Origin of the sequence: Paenibacillus sp. FSL E2-0177 (assembly GCF_037992975.1) — a bacterium.
In the GTDB taxonomy this organism is placed as follows: domain Bacteria; phylum Bacillota; class Bacilli; order Paenibacillales; family Paenibacillaceae; genus Paenibacillus_AQ; species Paenibacillus_AQ odorifer.
Genome location: NZ_CP150307.1, coordinates 208,145 through 230,257 on the forward strand (window position 1 = coordinate 208,145; position 22,113 = coordinate 230,257).

The 22,113-nt window shown below is 44.1% G+C and carries 15 protein-coding genes; 9 read left to right on the forward strand and 6 right to left on the reverse strand.

Annotated elements, in window-relative coordinates:
- The first annotated feature begins 192 nt into the window (after positions 1-192).
- The 5 genes from MHI25_RS01005 (at position 193) to MHI25_RS01025 (ending at position 10,198) form a co-directional block, all read left to right on the forward strand.
- Positions 193-558, forward strand: coding sequence for a hypothetical protein (locus MHI25_RS01005; protein WP_076126891.1), 366 nt, complete (start codon positions 193-195; stop codon positions 556-558).
- A 792-nt stretch (positions 559-1,350) separates the two neighbouring features.
- On the forward strand, positions 1,351-6,702 hold the full coding sequence (locus MHI25_RS01010; protein ID WP_340394814.1) for an S-layer homology domain-containing protein: 5,352 nt from the start codon (positions 1,351-1,353) through the stop codon (positions 6,700-6,702).
- A 309-nt stretch (positions 6,703-7,011) separates the two neighbouring features.
- A complete protein-coding gene (locus tag MHI25_RS01015; protein WP_256716106.1) occupies positions 7,012-7,137 on the forward strand; it encodes a hypothetical protein in 126 nt (41 codons plus the stop codon).
- Between the two features lie 405 nt (positions 7,138-7,542).
- On the forward strand, positions 7,543-8,850 hold the full coding sequence (locus MHI25_RS01020) for an aminoacetone oxidase family FAD-binding enzyme (protein ID WP_081382950.1): 1,308 nt from the start codon (positions 7,543-7,545) through the stop codon (positions 8,848-8,850).
- A gap of 31 nt (positions 8,851-8,881) precedes the next feature.
- On the forward strand, positions 8,882-10,198 hold the full coding sequence (locus tag MHI25_RS01025) for an NAD(P)/FAD-dependent oxidoreductase (RefSeq protein WP_340394815.1): 1,317 nt from the start codon (positions 8,882-8,884) through the stop codon (positions 10,196-10,198).
- Positions 10,199-10,402: 204 nt separating this feature from the next.
- Here the strand turns inward: MHI25_RS01025 and MHI25_RS01030 are convergent, their stop codons facing one another.
- The 3 genes from MHI25_RS01030 to MHI25_RS01040 form a co-directional block, all read right to left on the reverse strand.
- Positions 10,403-10,849, reverse strand: coding sequence for a YdeI/OmpD-associated family protein (locus MHI25_RS01030; RefSeq protein WP_076279925.1), 447 nt, complete (start codon positions 10,847-10,849; stop codon positions 10,403-10,405).
- Positions 10,850-10,899: 50 nt separating this feature from the next.
- A complete protein-coding gene (locus MHI25_RS01035; protein ID WP_340394816.1) occupies positions 10,900-11,370 on the reverse strand; it encodes a DinB family protein in 471 nt (156 codons plus the stop codon).
- Between the two features lie 564 nt (positions 11,371-11,934).
- On the reverse strand, positions 11,935-12,111 hold the full coding sequence (locus tag MHI25_RS01040) for a hypothetical protein (protein ID WP_169744731.1): 177 nt from the start codon (positions 12,109-12,111) through the stop codon (positions 11,935-11,937).
- Positions 12,112-12,455: 344 nt separating this feature from the next.
- Between MHI25_RS01040 and MHI25_RS01045 the strand changes: the two genes are divergently transcribed.
- Positions 12,456-14,591: a pectate lyase gene (locus MHI25_RS01045; protein ID WP_339245719.1), complete on the forward strand. Its 2,136-nt coding sequence runs from the start codon at positions 12,456-12,458 to the stop codon at positions 14,589-14,591.
- A gap of 143 nt (positions 14,592-14,734) precedes the next feature.
- On the opposite strand, the gene MHI25_RS01050 is transcribed toward MHI25_RS01045, so the two are convergent.
- The 3 genes from MHI25_RS01050 to MHI25_RS01060 all read right to left on the reverse strand — a co-directional run bounded on the left by MHI25_RS01050 (position 14,735) and on the right by MHI25_RS01060 (position 17,195).
- On the reverse strand, positions 14,735-14,956 hold the full coding sequence (locus MHI25_RS01050) for a helix-turn-helix transcriptional regulator (protein ID WP_076126905.1): 222 nt from the start codon (positions 14,954-14,956) through the stop codon (positions 14,735-14,737).
- A 141-nt stretch (positions 14,957-15,097) separates the two neighbouring features.
- On the reverse strand, positions 15,098-15,895 hold the full coding sequence (locus tag MHI25_RS01055) for a WYL domain-containing protein (RefSeq protein WP_339245722.1): 798 nt from the start codon (positions 15,893-15,895) through the stop codon (positions 15,098-15,100).
- Positions 15,882-17,195 carry a WYL domain-containing protein gene (locus tag MHI25_RS01060; RefSeq protein WP_340394817.1) on the reverse strand — a complete coding sequence of 438 codons (1,314 nt, stop codon included), beginning with the start codon at positions 17,193-17,195 and terminating at the stop codon, positions 15,882-15,884. Before MHI25_RS01060 ends, MHI25_RS01055 begins: the two co-directional genes overlap by 14 nt.
- Before the next feature lie 229 nt (positions 17,196-17,424).
- Between MHI25_RS01060 and MHI25_RS01065 the strand changes: the two genes are divergently transcribed.
- From MHI25_RS01065 to MHI25_RS01075, 3 genes are read left to right on the forward strand one after another with little or no spacing between them, the layout of a single operon-like run.
- Entirely contained in the window at positions 17,425-18,216 is a 792-nt protein-coding gene (locus MHI25_RS01065; protein ID WP_076126909.1) for a nucleotidyltransferase domain-containing protein, read from the forward strand.
- 25 nt (positions 18,217-18,241) lie between these two features.
- A complete protein-coding gene (locus MHI25_RS01070; protein WP_340394818.1) occupies positions 18,242-19,507 on the forward strand; it encodes a class I SAM-dependent methyltransferase in 1,266 nt (421 codons plus the stop codon).
- Between the two features lie 3 nt (positions 19,508-19,510).
- Entirely contained in the window at positions 19,511-22,096 is a 2,586-nt protein-coding gene (locus tag MHI25_RS01075) for a metallophosphoesterase (protein WP_076279930.1), read from the forward strand.
- Positions 22,097-22,113: the final 17 nt, after the last annotated feature.

The following is a 22,113-nucleotide window of genomic DNA, read 5'->3' on the forward strand; positions in this document are numbered from 1 at the left end:
AGGAATTATGGGGAACTAAAAGTATTTATTCTTGTAGACATGTTGTCTACATCTAAAATTAGATCATTCACTTTGAAGTTAATATTTAGTGGCACATTTTCCGAAACTACATCTATAAGAGCTCGAACTGATATAAGATTAGATTATGGCATTAAGCACTCAAAAGCAAAAATATTCGGGGGAATTACTATTATGAGTTTCACTATTGATTATGTTAAAAATAAAAACAGAATTATTGTAACATCGGACGGTATGGAAGTTGAGGATGCCTTTGCGTACGCAGAACAATTTCCGAAGATACTGAAGAAAACTAAGCGAGGGTTTACAGGTATGACTGTAATCACTGGTGGTCTGGTATTTAAGCAAGAGGTGATGGCAATTCTTGCTCCAACTGGTGAAGATGCTGTGAAAGCTGGAATGTCCACAAAACACAAATGGGTGTATGTTGCGCCTACGGCGTTCTACAAAACGCAAATGAATCGTATGTTTAAAGATATTGCAAACTTGTACGAATCGATAGAAGAAGCTGAAGCGTATCTTGATTCCGCAGGGAATTAGCAACTTCTAAAAATTAAAAGGATCCAGCCATCATCTGTAGCGCCAAAGGTACTTTCTGCGTATTGAAGAAGCACTGTGAAAAACCGATATATTCAGGATTAACTTATATAAATGGATCACTATACTAAGGAGTTATTCCTATGACCAGTCTCCTTAATCAGAATGACTTATCAAATATTGGTTAGAATGCTTCTAGGATGACATCAAAACTGTAAGTAGACTCGTAGAAGCTTATGTGTCATTATCTTCGAACAGGGGTTCGACTCCCCTCGGCTCCATTTGAAAGACCCGCTGATTGATATTATCCCCTTCAAGTAGACACTCAAAAAAACCTTCATGTTATCATGTAGGCTTGAGTGCCACTTGGAGGGGATATTTTTTATGGCTAAAAAAGGTCAAACATTTCAGAAGTATACAGAGGAATTCAAATTAAAGGCGGTCAGAGCGTATTAAGAGGGTTCATCGAGCTATAAGGAGGTAGCTGAACGAGAAGGGATACGTAACAGTTCTCAACTGATTGAACACACATGAGGCCAGTTTTTTCGTTCTCTAAAGTATACCTAAATAGGATGAATAATAACTGGTTAAATTTACAAATTTGTCATGTGACAATAGTGATGACAGCAGTAACTATTCTCTCAAATGCTGGAATTATATAATGGATAGATTACATAGACAAGATAGGATTCGTAAGGCTATTGTCTATAAATTTTTATTTTGTATTATTTATTTATAATGTAATTATATTACATAAAGTATTATATTGATATTTATATGAAATGGGGAGAAACATTGAGAGAAAGAATTCTAACTCTATTCATGACGATTGCTATTCTATTCACGACAATCACACCCGGGTTGGTACCGAGTGCTGAAGCAGCAGGAGGCACAGTTACAAAGACCTATACAGCAACTGCTGATACGATGCAATTAAATGGTCAAGCGGAATATAACGGAATCTATGATAATGACGGAGATGGTTATCTATATGTCGGCATGAGCAATAATGACGGCTTCGTCAATGTGCGCAATAGAATGGCCGCATCTTTCAATTTAGGTGCTCCAGAAGGGACCATTGTATCAGCAGAGCTGGTTGTGACGGTTGCTACTGTATTAAGAGTCCCGAATCACACGCTGTACATGGAGGCAAGGGGCTCTGCTGCGAATAGTTTGGACCATAATTTTAATGGTACCTTCCCCTTCGTAGATGTGAATAGCCCTTTTTCAGATAAATTTACGGCGAAAAGCACTGCGGAAGTGCCGATGGGCACTTATCTTCAGGATCAATCGATTACTTTCAATGTTAAGAGTGCTGTCGATGCCTTTACGGGTGGTTCTGATCGCACAGTAACTTTTACACTTAACGGCAATGAAGCAGATGCAGACAGCGGGAGATTTTTATTGTATTCCTTAGAAGCTTCGAATGCTGCATTTCGCCCGAAGCTAGTCGTTACTTATGAGACCGGACCGACGAATACCCCGCCTACGGGCTCTTTCAAAATTGCGGAGGGAACAGCGACAAGCGCCAGCACAGTCAATCTATCCGTAACAGGTTCAGATCCTGATGCAGGTGATAGTGTTACCCATATGAGATTTGCGAATAGCGTTGCTAATTTATCGGCGGCATCTTGGTTGCCTTTCAGCAATACAGCAACATTCAGTCTAAGTGGAGGGGATGGGGCGAAGAACATCTATATGCAGGTGAGAGATTCCAACAATGCGATATCTGCCAGTTCTTCTCAGATCATTCTATTGGATCAGACAGCACCAACAGGTGCACTGATTATTAATGATGGTGCTGCATGGACGAAATCAGAGATGGTCACTTTAAAAGGAACCTATACGGATGGAAGCGGCTCAGGAGTTGAGCAGGTGCGTCTCTCCAATGTTAATGGGACTTGGCAGACCAGCTGGTTCAGTATCGCTGATCTGAACGGGAGGTCATGGGTCCTTCCGGCTGGACAGGGAGTCAAAAACGTATATGTACAATATAAAGATAGAGTTGGTAATTCAAGCAACTCAACTATTAGTAGTACAATTACAGTAGATACAATAGCTCCTGTTATTACAAATGTAGTGAATAACATAGTATATAATAGCAAAGTTAATCCTCTATTTTATGAAGGCAGCGGATTGCTTAATGGGAGTCCCTATACCAGTGGTACAGACATCACCCAGGATGGAACGTATACACTGATCGTCACCGATCAAGCAGGCAATAGTGCGACGGTGGTTTTCAAGGTTGATACGATAGCACCTACCGTAACGGGAATAGCGAATGGTGTAATATACAACACAATCAAAACGATTACCTTTAACAAAGGAACCGCGACTTTAAACGGAGCTGCTTTTGTTAGTGGTGCACAGGTTTCACAAGATGGTGTGTATACCCTGATTGTAACGGATACAGCAGGCAATGTAACAACGATTAACTTTGAGATAGACACAACAGCACCTAAAATTAAAGGGGTAAGCGAGGGCGGGGTTTATAAGTCGGTAACTCCCAGTTTTAATGAAGGAACAGCGCAGCTGAATGGAACTGCTTATATGAGCGGTACAAGGATTGATCAGGATGGTGTGTATACGCTGGTTGTAACCGATACAGTAGGTAATGTAACAACGGTTAACTTTGAGATCGAAAATGTGGCGCCAATTGTTACGGGAGTAATGGAGGGCGGAATTTATATATCGGTAGTTCCTAGTTTTAATGAAGGGACAGCGCAATTGAATGGAACTGCTTATACAAGCGGTACAAAGATTGATCAGGATGGTGTGTATACGCTGGTTGTAACCGATGCAGCAGGCAACGTCACGATGGTGAAATTCATCATTGACAGAACCGCTCCAACCGTCACCGGCGTTGTTTACGGGGTGAGCTACAACACCGACAGAACGATCACTTTTAACGAAGGTACGGCAACGTTGAACGGAGATCCATTCGCAAGTGGCGAGACCGTTTCCGCTGAAGGCGACTATACACTCATTGTGACCGATGCGGTGGGCAACGTTACGACAGTCAGCTTTACGATCCACAAAACCGGCCCAACCGTTACTGGGGTTGTTTACGGATCGAGTTATAATACCGACAGAATGATCACGTTTAACACGGGAATCGCAACGTTGAACGGCGATTCCTTTGCTAGCGGATCTGAAGTCAGTGCCGAGGGCGACTACACACTCATCGTAACGGACGCGATGGGCAACGTCACAACCATTGCATTCACGATCGATAAAACAGTCCCGATCATTAGCGGTGTGACCGACGGCTCTATCTATAACACGAATCAATCGATTACGTTCAATGAAGGTACGGCGACCTTGAACGGAGATCCATTTGCAAGTGGCGCAACCATTTTCGCCGAAGGTGACTATACGCTTGTGGTGACGGATGAGGCGGGTAACGTTACGACGGCCAACTTCATCATTGACAGAACCGCTCCAACCGTCACCGGCGTTGTTTACGGGGTGAGCTACAACACCGACAGAACGATCACTTTTAACGAAGGTACGGCAACGTTGAACGGAGATCCATTCGCAAGTGGCGAGACCGTTTCCGCTGAAGGCAACTATACACTCATTGTGACCGATGCGGTGGGCAACGTTACGACAGTCAGCTTTACGATCCACAAAACCGGCCCAACCGTTACTGGGGTTGTTTACGGATCGAGTTATAATACCGACAGAATGATCACGTTTAACACGGGAATCGCAACGTTGAACGGCGATTCCTTTGCTAGCGGATCTGAAGTCAGTGCCGAGGGCGACTACACACTCATCGTAACGGACGCGATGGGCAACGTCACAACCATTGCATTCACGATCGATAAAACAGTCCCGATCATTAGCGGTGTGACCGACGGCTCTATCTATAACACGAATCAATCGATTACGTTCAATGAAGGTACGGCGACCTTGAACGGAGATCCATTTGCAAGTGGCGCAACCATTTTCGCCGAAGGTGACTATACGCTTGTGGTGACGGATGAGGCGGGTAACGTTACGACGGCCAACTTCATCATTGACAGAACCGCTCCAACCGTCACCGGCGTTGTTTACGGGGTGAGCTACAACACCGACAGAACGATCACTTTTAACGAAGGTACGGCAACGTTGAACGGAGATCCATTCGCAAGTGGCGAGACCGTTTCCGCTGAAGGCAACTATACACTCATTGTGACCGATGCGGTGGGCAACGTTACGACAGTCAGCTTTACGATCCACAAAACCGGCCCAACCGTTAATGGGGTTGTTTACGGATCGAGTTATAATACCGACAGAATGATCACGTTTAACACGGGAATCGCAACATTGAACGGAGATCCCTTTGCTAGCGGATCTGAAGTCAGTGCCGAGGGCGACTACACACTCATCGTAACGGACGCGATGGGCAACGTTACAACCATTGCATTCACGATCGATAAAACGGTCCCGATCATTAGCGGTGTGACCGACGGCTCTATCTATAACACGAATCAATCGATTACGTTCAATGAAGGTACGGCGACCTTGAACGGAGATCCATTCGCAAGTGGCGCAACGGTTTTTGCCGAAGGTGACTATACGCTTGTGGTGACGGATGAGGCGGGTAACGTCACAATGATTTCTTTCACAATTGATCGAACAAACCCGATTATAACCGGTCTAACTGTAGGAATAAGCAACTACACCAGTCCGTTGACGATTGGATTTAATGAAGGTACCGCTACATTAAACGGTCAGCCCTTCACAACCGGAACGAGAGTTATATCTTCTGGCAACTACACGCTAGTCGTCATCGATGAAGCAGGAAATCAGACGATTGCCACGTTTACGCTGAACATCTCGACTCCTGAATCCGGTTCAGGTTCAAGCTCAGACCCAAGTACAAGCTCAAGTACAAGCCCAATTCCAAGCTTAGGGCTAGAGATCGAGATCAATGGAGTTAAACAGAAGGATTTAGCCAAAGAAACAACTGCTGTTATGAACGGAAAGAAAGTGACAACGGTAACCATCGACGAGAAGAAATTATCGCGTTACCTCGATTCCTTACCCGATAAGCCAGTCATTAACATACCGGTCCATAATGATTCAGATCGTGTTCTTCTGCTCTTAAACGGTCAGCTTATCACAACACTGAATGACCGAAACGCAGTTATTCTAATTCAAACGGAGCTTGGTTCCTATCTTCTAGCTGCCAACCGGATCGATTGGAGTCTTGTCACGAAGCGTTTCGGTTCGGAGGATGCACTGCGAAACATGGTGATTCAAGTCGAGATTACCAATGTACCAGAAAGCGATATCGTGCAACTTGCTAATAGTATAGGGAAGGCAAGACTCTTGTCGCCGCCGATTGATTTCAACATCACAGCAGCACATGGCGGTAAGACGATTGAGCTCAACAAGTTTCTTAGCTATGTCGAGCGGACGATTGTCATTCCCAATTCAGCAGATGATCACAATAAAAATATAACGGGGATTACGATGACGAAGGATGGAAACATCGTGCCGGTACCTACCCGAATGATGAGGGAGAACGGCAAGACCTTTGCTGTCATTTATAGCCTGACAAATAGCGTCTATGCCGTTATAGAGAATGACAAAACCTTTGCGGATATTCAGAATCATTGGGCGAAGTATGATATCGAACAAGTAGCGTCCAAGCTGATCGTCCAAGGTGTCACTGAATCGAGCTTTCAACCGAACAAGCAAATTACCCGAGCTGAGTTCACGGCGATGTTGGTCCGGGCTCTCGGATTACACACGGTTGATCAGCCTACTAGCTTTACTGACGTCAACAGCGGGCAATGGTATTACGAAACGGTCTCCATTGCGGAAGGCTACGGGTTAGTTACGGCAAGTAACAACAGCCAGTACACTCCCAACGAGAAGCTAAGCCGAGAAGAAGCAATGGTGTTGCTGGGGAAAGCCATGAAGCTTGCTGGGATGGATACAGCGATTTCCGATAGCGAAGCCGCTCAACAGCTTAGCACATTCAAAGACCATCATTTGCTCGACTTGTCTGCAAGAGCGGCAGCTGCACTTAACGTTAAATACGGAATTATCATAGGCAATCAAGGACAGCTTACGCCGAACAATGTCATTACACGTGCCGAAGCTACCGTCATTTTACAACGCTTGCTCGAAGCGGCCAAACTGAGTTCGTAACAGCAAGAACCTTCAACCACAAGCTAAGTGGTTGAAGGTTCTTTTTTGTGTATATTTAGAGGAACTCGTCATGCATTACCTCGTGATCACCCATTACAAACTCCTGCTCAGCCGTTATTTGCCCCTTCTAGATTTGATCGTACTTGCGAAGTTTGTAATTAACCGCTTCGAACGCTTCGTCTAGGTCTTGTTGTCGTTGCAACTCTTTTTTATGCTACTCAAGGATCGCCTTTCTTTATAGGAGAGTTTGTTTTCCTTGAATGGCTAAATCAGTGTAATAAAGATGCTTCCAAAGGCAAAGTTACGGATATGTCTACCGCAAGCTCTTATGCAGTGAATCTAATTAAAGATGAAGCAGAAGCTAGTATTATCAATGGGAAGAAGAATGGCGTATTTGATCCGCTGGGCAATGCCACACGCGCATCGATACGCTGACCAAGGAATGATCTTAAACTATGCTACCTCGCCGAACATCCGAATCATCACACGGCGGCGAATTGTGGATTTGTACAGCCATGGCTCGGCTCCATATGGAGTACTATTGAAGACACCATGAAAGGTGTCTTTTTTCATATTTTCAGAATATGATCTGGACTATGCGTGGCGGTTCAAAAAAATGAGTATCTTGCTAGATCCAGTATCTTTCGTATGTGGAATTAAAGATTGCAGTGAAGAAGGTGTGAAGGAAAATTTAAGGTTCTATATAGGGATAAAAAAGGCAAACCTAGGATAGGAAGAGTTAATAGGGAGATATAAATGAAAACCAGTATACTTATGCTATAATTTAATAAAGTGACTCTGTGTTTTAGAAAAATTGGATAAAGGATGCATTGACCAACCATGTATGAGAATCAGACTTCTATGCACCACAAGCTGTTTATTATCGGCGCAGGTGCTGCCGGACTAATGGCCGCCGTTACTGCGCGTGATATGGGTATCGATACTGCCATTCTGGAGGGTAACGACCGGATTGGAAAGAAGATATTAATGACAGGTGATGGCCGCTGTAACATTACGAATGAATCCACTGCGACGGGTACGGATGAAGCAATTGCTTTATCGCACAAGTATCACAGTAATCAGGCCGGATTTCCACTTGCGGTATTGCAGCAATTTGGCATCCGTCAGACTATAGATTTTTTCTCCTTTCTCGGGCTTCCACTTACAAGATTGAAGGAGGGCTTGATGTATCCAATGTCGCTGCAGGCAGCAGCGGTGCTGGATATTTTCCAGCTTGCGCTGGAGGATCGGAATGTTCCGGTATACCTCAATAACAAAGTGTTGGATGTTACTGTTTCGAAGAATCATCCGCGCTTCAAGATAAAATGCCAAACGGAGACAGAGGAGGAGGTTGTTTATACTAGCGACTATCTACTTCTATCTGCGGGTGGCCTTGCCGGTCCAAATGCGGGAAAAGAACCTCCTGGGTATACACTTGCCGAACGTCTGGGGCACACCCTGATTGAGCCTTTGCCGGCCATTGTGCAATTGAAGCTGCAATATCCGAATATGAGGGCACTGTCCACTATCAAATCTCAGGGACAAGCCCATATCATTGTGAACGGTAAAGTCATCTGCAGTGAACAGGGTGAAATTGCCTTCACGGATTATGGTATTACCGGCCCGCCAATTCTTCAGCTAAGCAGAAAGGCTGCGTATCATCTTGCAAGAGGAGAACAGGTAACATTGTCGGTTGATCTGATGCCGGGCCGCACGGAGGAAGAGTTAGTTGAGTTTTTAGAAAGGCTCTGGGAGACCTTTGGACACCGGACTGTGGCGGATTGCCTTGTTGGCATCTTCAATAAGAAGCTTGTTTCTGTCCTACTAAAAGAGACTGGCTTAGATCAACAGCCAGAGCTGCTTTGCCAGGATCTATCGATGAAAACCAAGGGGAAATTTTATCGAATCTTGAAGCGTTGGGAATTTAAAGTGACGGATACCAATGGCTTTACGAATGCGCAAGTGACAGCCGGCGGCATTGATACGTCGGAACTCATCGAAGGAACGCTGGAATCCAAGCTGGTGCCTGGGCTGTATTTGGCTGGCGAAGTGATGGATGTCGACGGAGATTTCGGCGGCTATAACCTGCAATGGGCCTGGAGTTCCGGATATGTGGCCGCCATGGCGCTAGCTAAGTCAATTCAATAAATTTATTAGGAAAAGGGATGCATCAATTAACATGTATAAGGATCAGACTTCTAAGCACCACGAGCTGTTCATTATCGGTGGGGGTGCTGCAGGTCTAATGGCTGCAGTTACAGCGAGGGATCAAGGTATTAATACAGCAATTATTGAAAGCAATGACCGGCTTGGGAAGAAAATAATAACGACGGGTAACGGGCGTTGCAACATTACGAACCAATCCACCGCCACCGGTACGGATGAAGCGGCCGCTTTATCACGCAAGTATCACAGTAATCAGGAAGGATTCCCAATACATGTATTGCGGCAATTCGGTGTCCGCCAAACGATCGAATTTTTCTCCTCACTCGGGCTTCCTTTTGTAAGCTTGGAGAATGGCCGGATGTATCCGATGTCGCTGCAGGCGGCTTCGGTGCCGGGTGTATTTAAGCTGGCGCTGGAGGATCGGAATGTTCCCGTATATTATAAACATAAAGTGTTGGATGTTACCGTTTCGGCGGGACATCCGCGGTTCGCGATAACCTGCCAGACGGAGACAGAGGAACAGGTTGTGTATACCAGCGACTATCTTTTTCTATGTGCAGGCGGCCTTACCGCTCCCAAAACGGGAACGGACGGCTCCGGTTATACGCTTGTCCAACGTCTGGGGCACACCCTGATCAACCCGGTGCCAGGCATTGTACAATTGAAGCTGGATTATCCGTATTTGAAGGAACTATCGGGCATCAAATTTGAGGGAGAGGCCCATGTTATCGTAAACAATGAAGTCATCCGCACTGAGTCTGGTGAGATTCTTTTTACGGACTATGGTATCTCGGGCCCGCCCATACTTCAGCTCAGCAGAAAGGCTGCGTATAATCTCGGAATAGGAGAATCGGTGACATTGTCGGTTGATTTAATGCCGGAGCGCACGGAGGAAGAATTAATTGATTTTCTGGAGATCCACTGGGGGATCTTCGGACACCGGACGGTTGCCGATTCTTTTGTGGGCATCGTCAGCAAGAAACTGATTCCAGTTCTGCTGAAGGAGGCTGGAATTGATCAACAGCCGCACTTGCTTTGTATGGATTTGTCATGGAAAACCAAGAAAATATTTTATCGAATCTTGAAGCATTGGGAATTTAAAGTGACCGATACCAATAGCTTCACGAATGCACAAACAACAGCCGGTGGCATCGATACGACGGAGCTAATCGAAGGAACGTTAGAATCTAAGTTAGTCCCTGGGCTGTATTTGGCAGGTGAAGTGATGGATGTGGATGGAGATTGCGGCGGCTATAACCTGCAATGGGCTTGGAGCTCCGGCTACGCCGCTGCTATGGCGCTTGCTAATCGACGTGCCAGCACCACGTAAGGGGGCAGAGGGTTGCTGACTCTTAAATGATCACCTATTACTATGGCAGAGGTTTGCTGTAACAAGTCTGGTTTTAGTAATGTGAAAGCGATGAGGATTGTTTCTCATCGCTTTTTTTGTGATTTTTTAAAGTTTTGTGCTCATTTTATTCGTTGCTTAACTCTGATGTCTTTATTTTACCTCAACTTTATTGTCGTCCCTTTATTAATCCTTAAGTTTATCGATTAGAGTTAGTATTCGTCTATTTTTTGTATCTTCCTTTTTAGCAAGCTCAATATAATTAATCTGCTCTCGTTTAATGTAATCAGGCTGGTTTAGAAATGTATTCAGCATGTGGTACTCTTCAAGGTTTGTAGTAATGTAATCAGGTACAATCAGTTTACGATTTTCCTCACATTTCTTAAGTATTATATGTAATGTATCACCGAGCTCTTTTTGTACTGCTCTTCGAATAAATTCGTTATAAACAAAATAATGCCCATTCTTTGACGGCAATAAAGTATGGTCAAATTCGTGCCCGTCAACAGAGATTTGAATAGGTACTTTACCATTAGTATTGAATATCTCCCTTACTGAATAGGGGAAATAGACTACTTTCCATTTCATTTTACCTTCCAGCAGCCTTATCTCACTATCAAATTCATAAACCATATTAAATAACACTCCTCGGGTAAAGAAGCTGATTTCGGTCACTCATTTTATCATAGCCACTTTGCTGTTTGTAGGTGATTCGAATTCAATATGCTGTTGCAATAACCTATATGATGTTGAACATGCCTTATCTGCATGAGGATAACATCAGTTTTAGTTATTTCTTCGTATAGTACACATGGTTCCAATAATCTGCCGTCAGTAAGTTCAGCAAAAAAATTACGAGCCACACTCAATATCTCCTCTAGGTACGTCGTCATTTCCTCCTTAGTAGGGTAGTCAGAGCACTCCTTATCTAAGTCTTCTGTTATATCTTTACCGAAGTCAGGTATCGTGAATTCTTCATCCTTCTGCTGCCTAAACCAAAATTTCATGCTGGTTGTAGCGTGGAATATATGCTTCCAGTATTTATGCTTGGCATTCTTCCAAAAATGATCAGGACATACTTCGATAAGATTCTTCAACATTTCTACGGTTGGATCAAACTGTCTTCTTAAAACAGCCACCATCTTATCACTCATGTTCATCAACTCACTTCTTGAATTTTAGAATCTTAACTTTATTCTTGTTCTCAGCAACCAAAACCTTCCATTTTACGATGGTGCATTTGGAAAATTTGTGAAACATACTCAATCACAAACCCAACTGTTACGGGATTTTCCGTTCTTTGAACATCTTGATGATGAATAATTAGCTGAAATTGCTAAGGTATGTGGCGAGCGTACTTATATAAAAGGAGAGTCCATCTTTTTTGAGGGTGAAGAGGGAGAGGAGCACTATCTGGTTCTATCTGGAGTTGCTCACGTGTTGTTGCGTCTAACAGAACAGCACGGAGTGCCCTCTGATAAAGGTGTTCTAATCGATTTGAAATTTAACGCATCAACACCTGGCGGATATGACAGGAACGGCGCGTGAGACCGTGACAAAATCATTGCTTGGATTACAGGATGAGCAGTTGATACGTATTGATCAGAGGAAAATACATTATGATGCGGCTCCATAGGTAGTAAAAGAAAAGACACCTTGAAGGGTGTCTTTTTACGTTATTGCAGCTTGAAAAGAAGATGCCAACATTATCCCCGACTTTAATGAAAGTTCCCGGTTTCATTTTCCGTGAATTTTCCGTCGCTGTCATGCTGAGATTGCTTGCGGCGATCATTACGGGCTTGTTGTTGCTGTTGGGCTTCCAGGCTGTTTACGGGCGTGGCTTCCAAATCTTTTACGGTGTTGATCAGATTCTTGTCTGGTTTATTTGCGCTCAATTGAAAATTCCTCCTTGATTACCTAATGGTTGTGAATTTTATTATGTGCTGGCTACTGTGTGGCTATTCGTGTTGTATGATCACAATCCATTCGCTGTCCTATAATCATTAGCTCAGAACACGGTTAGATATGGGAGATATGAGTAAATGATTGTTTCGGAACCTTTTTTAGTTTTGATATGTTGAACGTGTTCTGGTTCCAGAATTTGTATTATTTTCGAAGGGGGACAGGGGCTAGATGCAGGATCTCTTTCTAAATATTTAGGAGGTGAAAAGAGAAACTTCATTTTTTTGCAAGCGGTTACAAGTATATCTGCAACAAATTAAAATCGGGAGGAAATAAAATGAAAAAAAGAGTTGCAAAGGTAACCAGTATTGTTGTGTTGTTTTCTCTTGCTCTTTCTTTAATAGTAGGTGGATGGACAAATACGGTGGTGCATGCTGCTGGTCTTGCGGTAACAGGCAGTGGAGGCTGGAATGAAACGGCATATGTGGAATGGTCACCTGTAAGCAATGCGACAGGGTATAACGTTTATGTTAAATTGGCAAGTGCAGCGGATTCTGGGTATCAACAAATTAATAATGAGTTAATCCGCAAATATCCTTCCTACTGGAGAGCGGATGCTGTAGGGCTTGCAGCCGGAAATTATGTGATGAAAGTTGAAGCTACGTTGTCAGGGGGTGGGACGGTAAGTGCGGTTTCAAATCCGCTATCCGTAACGTCATATGACCGTTCTGGGTTTGCTTTTTCGACTAGTTCGCAATATGGTACAGGATCAGGGGCTTATAATGAGAATGGAACCCTCAAGAATGGTGCTCAAGTGCTGTATATAACATCTCAGAATGCGCAAACCGTAACGCTTGGTGTAAAAATCAACAGCTCCGGCGCTGTACAAACAGGGGTTGGCCTGGGCGGAATTTTGGCACTGAGACAAAAAGGCTATGATACCACTCCACTTGCGATCCGAATTATCGGGAAAGTTACAGCTGCTGATCTGAGTGGACAGCTTAACAGCAGTGGGTATCTTGAAGTCAAAGGTAAAAACAATTATTCGGAAATGAATATTACTATTGAAGGTATCGGAAATGATGCTTACGCATACGGTTGGGGAATGCTTCTAAGATATGTAGGTAATGTGGAAGTAAGAAACCTGGGTGTAATGTTATTCCCCGACGATGGCATTTCAATGGATTCTGGCAATATGAATGTCTGGGTGCATAATAATGATATTTTTTATGGAGCTGCTGGAGGCGATGCAGACCAAGCCAAGGGCGACGGTTCCACAGACCTTAAAAATGGATCCAACTATATTACAATCTCTTACAACCATTACTGGGATTCCGGAAAATCTTCGCTAGTTGGTTTGAGTGAGCCGGCTGAATTTTTTGTTACCTTCCACCACAACTGGTTTGACCATTCGGACTCCCGTCATCCGCGGATTAGAGTGGCATCCGTCCATATCTATAACAACTTTTTCGATGGTATCTCCAAATACGGTGTGGGTGTTACTACAGGTGCTTCAGCTTTTGTAGAATCTAATTATTTTAGACATGCTAAGTTTCCAATGATGATCTCCTTACAAGGTACAGATGCTTTAGGGGAGGGCACATTCTCAGGCGAAAATGGAGGTGTGATTAAAGCCTATAACAATCTTATTGTAGAGGCTTCAAGTCTCATCTATGCGAATTCAAACACAGGGACAGCTCCTGCTAATGTTACCTCATTTGATGCTTACTTAGCTTCGTCAAGAAATGAAACCGTCCCAAGCTCATACAAAGCATTAAAAGGCGGAACAGCCTATAACAACTTCGACACGAGCGTAAATACAGGAGTGAACGTATCTAATATTGATAACGTAAGCAATGTTGAACAGATTGTTATGGCAAAAGCCGGACGTCTGAATGGCGGAGACTTCACATGGGAATTTAATGATTCAGTGGATGACGTTTCGTATGCGTTGAATACAGCGCTGATGTCTGCAATCAGAAGCTACACAACGGGACTTGTCTCTGTAGGGGGGAATTCAAACCCAACGAACCCGACTCCGACTCCATCAGTAACACCTACGCCAACAGTAACTCCTGTGCCAACAGCGACCCCAGCTCCAACAGCGACTCCAGCACCGACGACAACGCCAGTGCCGACAGCGGGAGCAAACGTTCACAACTTTACTACGGATGGAACAACAAGCAGCTTCTTCAATATTCAAGGCAATCTCTCAACAAGTAAGGGAACTGTGGCCTATCAGGGTTTAACCCTAACCCAATGTCTAAAAATCGAGAGTGTTACCAGCATTCAATTCACTGCTGCTAAAGCTTCAACGCTAACCCTAGTGTTCAACACAGAGGGAACGAAAATCAAAGTGGATGGAACAAGTTATCCTACAACCAATGGCATTGCCACTGTCTCTCTTGCCGCAGGTGCACATACCATTACAAAAGATAGTACGGCGAATCTGTACTATATGAAGCTGGAATAGGGGAATGGCTGCCTCTACTTTAATATGGAGTATCAGAAACGCAGAAAAGCGACCTGTAGGGGTCGCTTTTCTTTGCTTTTTCTTATGATCTTATTACTTGAGTTATTGTCGATTCAAAAACTATTAATTTTGTGTTGATTTGATTAATCTTTATCATCAACCAAATCAATAATCTCACGAATATCCTCAATATTTAAAGCTTCTGCAATTTTGCCTATATGACTAAAGTTAATATTCTCCCTTTTTCCATTAGCTAACTCACTTAATGCGGCATGTCGGACATCGGATATTCTGGACAATTCTCGTAGGGAAATCTTATGTTTTTTGGTCAATTCTGATATTTTTACTATAACTCTCTTTCCCACTTCTAATCCCCTCACTAACTCTCAGTTTTTAAGAAAGCTGCTGTAAGTAAAGTAAAAGACATCTTAACCGTGTCTTTTACTTTACTATATAAGCACGTTTCAGCGCTTCAGGATAGTTGACCAGCTTATACTAATTCTCGGTTATTCCCCATACCGGTCAATCGCCATAGCTGCGGATTTCAGCATGCGCCGCTTAAGATGCTCACCCTCGACGATTTTTACGCGGAGGCCAAGAAAACGGATTTTGGACAATAGGAATTCGCTATCGTCTCTCATGTAGATGACTTTGATTCGATAGATACCCGAATTTTCATCAAAGGACACGGATTTATCAAAACAGGAAAAGGCGTACAGAATTCGTGATAGCTCAGCATTAAAGGTGGGGATGACTTGAATACATGCACATTCCTTCTGATCCTCTAATAATCGTATTATCCTTGCTTTTAAATCATTAATCCGTTTGGCAGGGAAGGGAGCTACTTCAACAGAAATAATGTTTTTTAGTTTAGTGGACATAAGAGAACGTTGCCGGGTGCTGTACCATTGCAGATACCACTCCCGCTTATACATGTTGTATTCCAGCTTATGAGGGAACCCGGTTTGGTCAGTTCGTTGGCCTCCATGCTTAATATGGAAAGTAATAAGGATCGCTTGATTCTGCATGATTATACGGCGGAGTGTACGAAGCATTGGATGATAGACCTGCCGCTCTTTGCTTTTAGCTTTCTCCATAATAATTTGCCGCACTTCTGTGGACGCTTCTGCCTCCAATATGGCGTTCAAATTACTTAAGGTATCCAGTGTAAAAGCTGCTTCTGAGGCCGGGTGCATTAACATGGTTTTCAGCCAGGAACGTTCCTGGGAGGTCAGCGCTAATGAACCCACTTCGTCGAGGCGTGAAATGATTTGGAAGTTAAATATTTTCTCAAATGGATTCATAATAGCTGTGAATCTCCTTCCACTCCGCGATAAATTGCTTACGCAGCCAAGGGGGTTCTAATACCTCGCAGCTTGAACCAAAGCTTCGTAACCACGGCTTAATTTCATAAATACCATTCACTGTGATCTCATAAAGGAATGTAGAATCGGACTCTTCCGTAATTTCTCCCCACTGTCCCTGCGCTTCAACCCGCTCCCGAATAAAATTAACACCCGAGCGATTGGGGTTATAAAATCTTGCCACCACTTTAATCGCACGGGTGGTATCTATAACCCAGCTGTTTGTCATCTGTTCTTCCAGATTGCTGAGTTTCAGAGCAAACTCTGCTTCTTCCACGGTGTCGCCCTCCTCAATTTGAGTAAGGCCCTCCATTCGGAATTTCATGATGCCCATACGTGAATTATGTCCGATTAAATACCAGCGCCCATATTGATGGTCATAGATGACGCGGAGCGGAAGAACAGTTTCTGTGACGCCCCTTGTTTCCCGCTCAAAGAGAGGATTGGTATTCTGAGAGGCGTAGTTTTTGCCCTTTTTAGGGGATAGATATAGAAACTTAATTTTTTTTCGTTGCTGAATCGCTGCAAATATCGTATATAGGTGTGCCTCATCAAGAATACGTGAATGATAATTATATTTGTATCTATGGGTTTCCGTAGCTTCGAGGGTATAACCCCGCTTCCGCAGAACCTTTTTTAAGGTGTCGCGCAGCAGGTAACCTTGCACAGACGGAGTTTGCGTGTTGGCGATGACATCAACATAGTCGTAAAGATCCAAGAGCTGATCGCCGGATAATTGATCAATCAGATCGTTAGCAGCCTTGTATCGATAAGGGCGGCCTTCGTTTACACGAAGAATAACGCCAACTTCCTCAAGGTATTTCAGATCTCCACGGATGGTCTTCTCATCGGGCATTGGATAATGGGTTGGCATTTGCTCACTGCAGACATCCTGTAGATCTTTAGCTGTTAGCTCCTGAGTCTGAAGCGCAGTTAATAATAGAGTAAGCCGGATGCTCTCCGTTTCCTTAAGCGACTTCGCCCGGAACAAGAACAGGAGCAGCGGGTCGGCAGATTCATAGTAGTTATAGCGGAGCCACTCAGAGAGTTCTGTTCCTTGTTCTGTAGGCAGGTCCTGTTGTAAGACGGTTACCATGCCCTTCAGGTTGCGCAGCGTTTTGTCATAGGTATGTACAGAAATGCCGAGACGATCGGCGAATTGTTGTCTGCTGTAAGCTCCCCCCGCTAAAGAGAGCATGCGAAGAAATTGAATCTCCTTATCAAAACTTTCCCGGGCCATTTGTATCCCTCCAGCCTGTAGCGAATCCATTAAAAATAGTAGTACTCATTATATTAAGCACCAGAGTTGAATAAAATGGAAGTGTTTTTGGCCGCCGCCATACTTCCGCCCTGTTCGTTACAGGGAAGATGAGCGAAGATAGATCCATGAAGCCGAAGCAATTCTGATGAGGCGTTCGAATAGTAACAAGGGTAGAGAATAGGGAAGTAACCGATCTGGAGGGATGAAGATGGATCCTATAAACAAGCTTATCCGTGAGCAGCTGGAACAGATTGAACAGGAGGAGCAAGTTACAATATTGTATGCCTGCGAATCAGGCAGCCGGGCGTGGGGATTCCCATCGCAGGACAGTGATTATGATGTGAGATTTATTTATCTGCATAAACCGGAATGGTATCTATCTATTTTTGATAAGCGGGATGTGATCGAGCGTCCTATTAACAATATGCTTGATATCAATGGCTGGGATTTGCGGAAAGCACTGAATTTATTTCGGAAGTCTAATCCACCGCTGCTGGAGTGGCTGCAATCACCCATTCAATATGCAGAAAAGTACAGTACAGCAGAGAAGCTTAGAAGCATTTCCCCGTACACATTTTCACCGAAGTCTTGTATGTACCATTACTTAAACATGGCAAGAGGGAACTACCGTGATTATTTGCAAGGCGAACAGGTCAAGATCAAAAAGTACTTTTATGTACTTCGTCCCGTTCTAGCCTGTGAATGGACTCACCGATATGGAGAGATGCCGCCGATGGAGTTCGATGTACTGGTAGAGCGGCTTATTCCGCAGGATGAAGAGCTGTGGCAGGTGATTCAGCAATTGCTGGCACGAAAAAAATCCGGTGAGGAACTAGACTACGAGCCGCAGCTAACCGCGATTAACGATTATTTAGAAGAACAGTTCCAAGTGTTGGATAAGGTGGCGGCGTCCTTGAATGCTAAGGAGAACAACAGAGATCATCAGCTGGATGCTCTATTTCGAGAAGCTTTACAGGAAGTATGGGGACGGGCCCTATAGAAAGATTGATAGGAGGAAGATGGTAGTGGCTATTGTACAACTGAAATCTACGAATCCAAAATTCACTTTTTTAATTAAAAAAAATCCAGTGACAGGTATGCAGCTTCGTCCGGTTCGTCAGGGAGTGGCGTATGGATGGTATTCTGATGAGGCAACTTATAACGTTTATTTTAAGGACGCAGATAACGATATATCCTACAAGCAGAACGGAAGCGAGAGCTTTGAGTATCTAAATGTCTCCCGGTTTAATACACCTCTATTTCCGCTTAATGCGGTCAATGAGTTTTTCTCTACACCCTTCAAAGCCCAGGATGAACGGGATGAAGAAGGATATGAGCATTCTTTTTTCATCAATATGGTTCAGGTTGAGCGGATACACTATATTGAATTTTTCCAAAAGCATTTAAAGGGATATACCTTCTCCTTGCAGCATCAGGCACATAAGAGCTATTCCCTGACGATTACCACACATAAAAGCTTGTATCACCTCTTACATGTTGTTGGTGTGCTGTCCTTGTTCTTATCCATATTTGGGGATGAGTACATAGATATTTCGGATGCTATTTTGGATAAATATATCCGCAGCCTTAACGTCATTGATGCACCTTTTTATATAAGAAGTCTATTTGCAAGGAATTTCCTTACCTCTAAGGAACGGTTCAAGCGATATAAAGCCTCCATCGAACAAACAGACCAGTATTCTATTGGGCTGGAGTATGGCGGTACTGCGATGCAGCGGCGTACTTTTATTTCGAGTGTGCTTCCATTCAATAAGCCGATTCTGGACATCGGCTGCGGAGAAGGTTTCTATGCAATTCCGTTTGCCGGAAAAATAGAGAGCACCTATTATGCGGTAGATATAGCCGAGGCGTTGCTGGAGGTTGTGAATCGGAAAGCGAAAGCTAAGGACATTGATAACATTGCAACCTTTGGCTCACTGGACCATTTTCTGGAGTCGTACAATGGGGAGCAGGTTGATGTGATTCTAACAGAAGTTGTAGAGCACATGAGTGAGGGTGAAGCGGCAGAGCTTATTCAGCAAATAATCGGTAATGTGAATTTTCAACAGCTTATTGTGACGACACCGAATGCTGATTTCAATCGTTACTATGAGCTGGAAGGATTCCGGTATGAAGATCACAAGTGGGAAATGGGACAGGAAGCGTTCGGGCAATGGGTTTTGGATACGGTTCAAGGTTTAGCAGTCGAGGTTGAATATTTGATGGTTGGTGACCGGGTTGGCGAGATCCGTACGACGCAATGCGCTATTGTGCGAAGAAAGGAGGAATAGGCAATGGAAATTCAAACACGTGTACACACCATATTTCTGCTTGTAGGAGCAACGGAATGCGGGAAGTCAACTTTTGCTAAAGAAGTTCTGATCCCGCAGTTAAAACTAGAGGATGCTTCTAAAGGGTTACGTACGAATGTGCAGTACTTATCCTCGGATAGTATCCGCCAGGAGATATTGGGCTACGACTATGATAAGTATGATCAGGTTATGCTGGAGGCCAGTTCGCATACCTTTCAATTATTGTTTGAGAGATTGAAGTTAGTCACTTCTTTTCCAATTAATGCGGAGTTTGTGGTGATGGATACCATTGGGCTATCCGAAGATTACCGTAGTAAAGTCCGTGAGATCGCCGGGCAAAATAATTACAATCTGGAGGTTATTCTGTTTGATTACCGTAAACGGGAGGATTACTACGTCTCGGAGCGCTCGAAGAAGCTGATCTCCAATCATTTAAACCGGCTGAGAAAAGAAGTCCTGCCTGTTCTGTCACGGGAAGGTTACAACAAGATTCATAAAGTGCGTGCTAAAGATTTTATTCTCGAGGGTGAAGGGATACCTAACCCGGACTACCGGGTGATTATACAGGATTGGGATACTTACGCATCTACGGTACTTCTACAAGCACAAGAGTATATTGTGGTTGGGGATGTTCATGAGTGCGTCGAAGAGCTTCAGGGACTATTACGTAATTACGGCTATAGGGTGCACGAAGGTAAGTTAAGTGCAACAGATAAGCTCAGTAACACACGAGTCATTCTTGCTGGTGACTGGATTGATAAGGGCAAAAAGACACGGGAGACGATTGAGTTCTTATTTGATAACCGCGAGCATTTCCTATTTGTTATGGGCAATCACGAGAACTTTGTATACAAGTACGTAAAGGGTGAGATTCAAGGAACCGATCCGGAACTGCTAAGAACGTACTTTGATTCCACCCAAGTGCTTAAGGAGGATACCGCGCTTTTTAGTAAATTTTCGGCTTTAGTGGAGCAATCTCAGCCCTTTTACCGCTATATAGGTATGCAAGGTCCTTCTTTTTATGTTACTCATGCTCCTTGCCGTAATAAGTACATTGGTAAGCTGGATACGAATTCACTACGCCATCAGCGTAACTTTCGGCTGGATCGTGAGGTTTCCTTTGAGGAACAGCTTGATTTCCTAAAGCAAGAGGCTGTGAGTAATCACCCCTTTCATCTCTTCGGACATATTGCAGCCAAGCAGACTTTTCGGATCAAAAACAAACTCCACCTCGACACAGGGAGTGCGCAGGGTAATGAACTAACTTCTGTTCGCATGTCGTTTAAACCTTTCTATAAAAGTCAAAAATCGCATGTGACTACGGTGCACGAAGAGCTACCTATCCTGTTCCGGGAACAGCAAACCGTATCCTTGTTAGAGCTTGATTACGAGTCTGTGCGCAGATTGCAGTATTCCTCGCAGAACCGGGTCAACTTCATCTCCGGGACGATGTCACCTGCGGATAAGGATATGGCTGCCGGTGAGCTTGAGTCTCTGCGAAAAGGGTTGGATTATTTTGCCGAGCGTCGTATATCTGAAGTCGTCCTGCAGCCTAAATATATGGGATCACGCTGTAGTGTGTACCTTTACCGGGATATAGAGCAGTGTTACGCAATTAGCCGAAACGGCTACAAGGTTAAGGCGGTCGATCTGACGCCTATCTACGAACAACTGCTGCATAGATTCGGAACCTATATGGCTGAGCAGGGGATCCGTGTGCTTTTACTGGATGGCGAGCTGCTGCCTTGGAAAGCGCTGGGGGATGGGTTAATTGAGCGTCAGTTCCGGCCGATTAGCAAGGCGCTGGAGACAGAGCTGGATTTCTTAAGACAATATGGATTTGAGGAGTCACTGGGTAAACTGATACAGGATTTTGAAGCAAGCGGGTTTGAACAAGACCAGCACCATATGTCGAAAGAGGCGCTTAACAACAACTATGGGTCTCATGTTTATCAGACTTTTAAGTATGTCCGTGACATAAGAGAATCGTATGCAGATCTTGACCAGCGTGAGGAAGCTTACAGAGTATACAAGCAGCAACTGGAGTTGTATGCGGGTGATGCAGAATTAGCGTACAAACCTTTTGCAATCCTGAAGGAAGTACTGGAGAATGGTGCTGAACGGGTACCTGACGGTAAAACCTCCGAATTATACAGGTTCTTAAATGATGATGAATCTCTGGTTTTGGACTTGAAAGAGCCTGATGCCTACATCAGAGCAGAGGAGTATTTCGCAAAGATAACGGTAGAGAAACATATGGAGGGAATTGTAATCAAACCGGAGCAAGAACAGCAGGGGGTAGTCCCATACATGAAGGTCCGCAATCCGGGCTACCTGTCGATCATCTACGGGTACGACTACAAGTTTCCACATAAGTATGCCAAGCTGATGAAACAGAAGAATATCGCTCCTAAGCTTCGGACGTCCTTAATCGAACACCGGCTGGGCAGACAAATGCTAGAAGTGAAGCTGGATGAGATCTCGTCTGACAACGAGGACTACAAGCAAATTGCAGCAAACCTGTTATTCGAGGTAACGAAAGAGAAAGAGATCGACCCGAGGTTGTAGAGGATTGTTACAGGCGA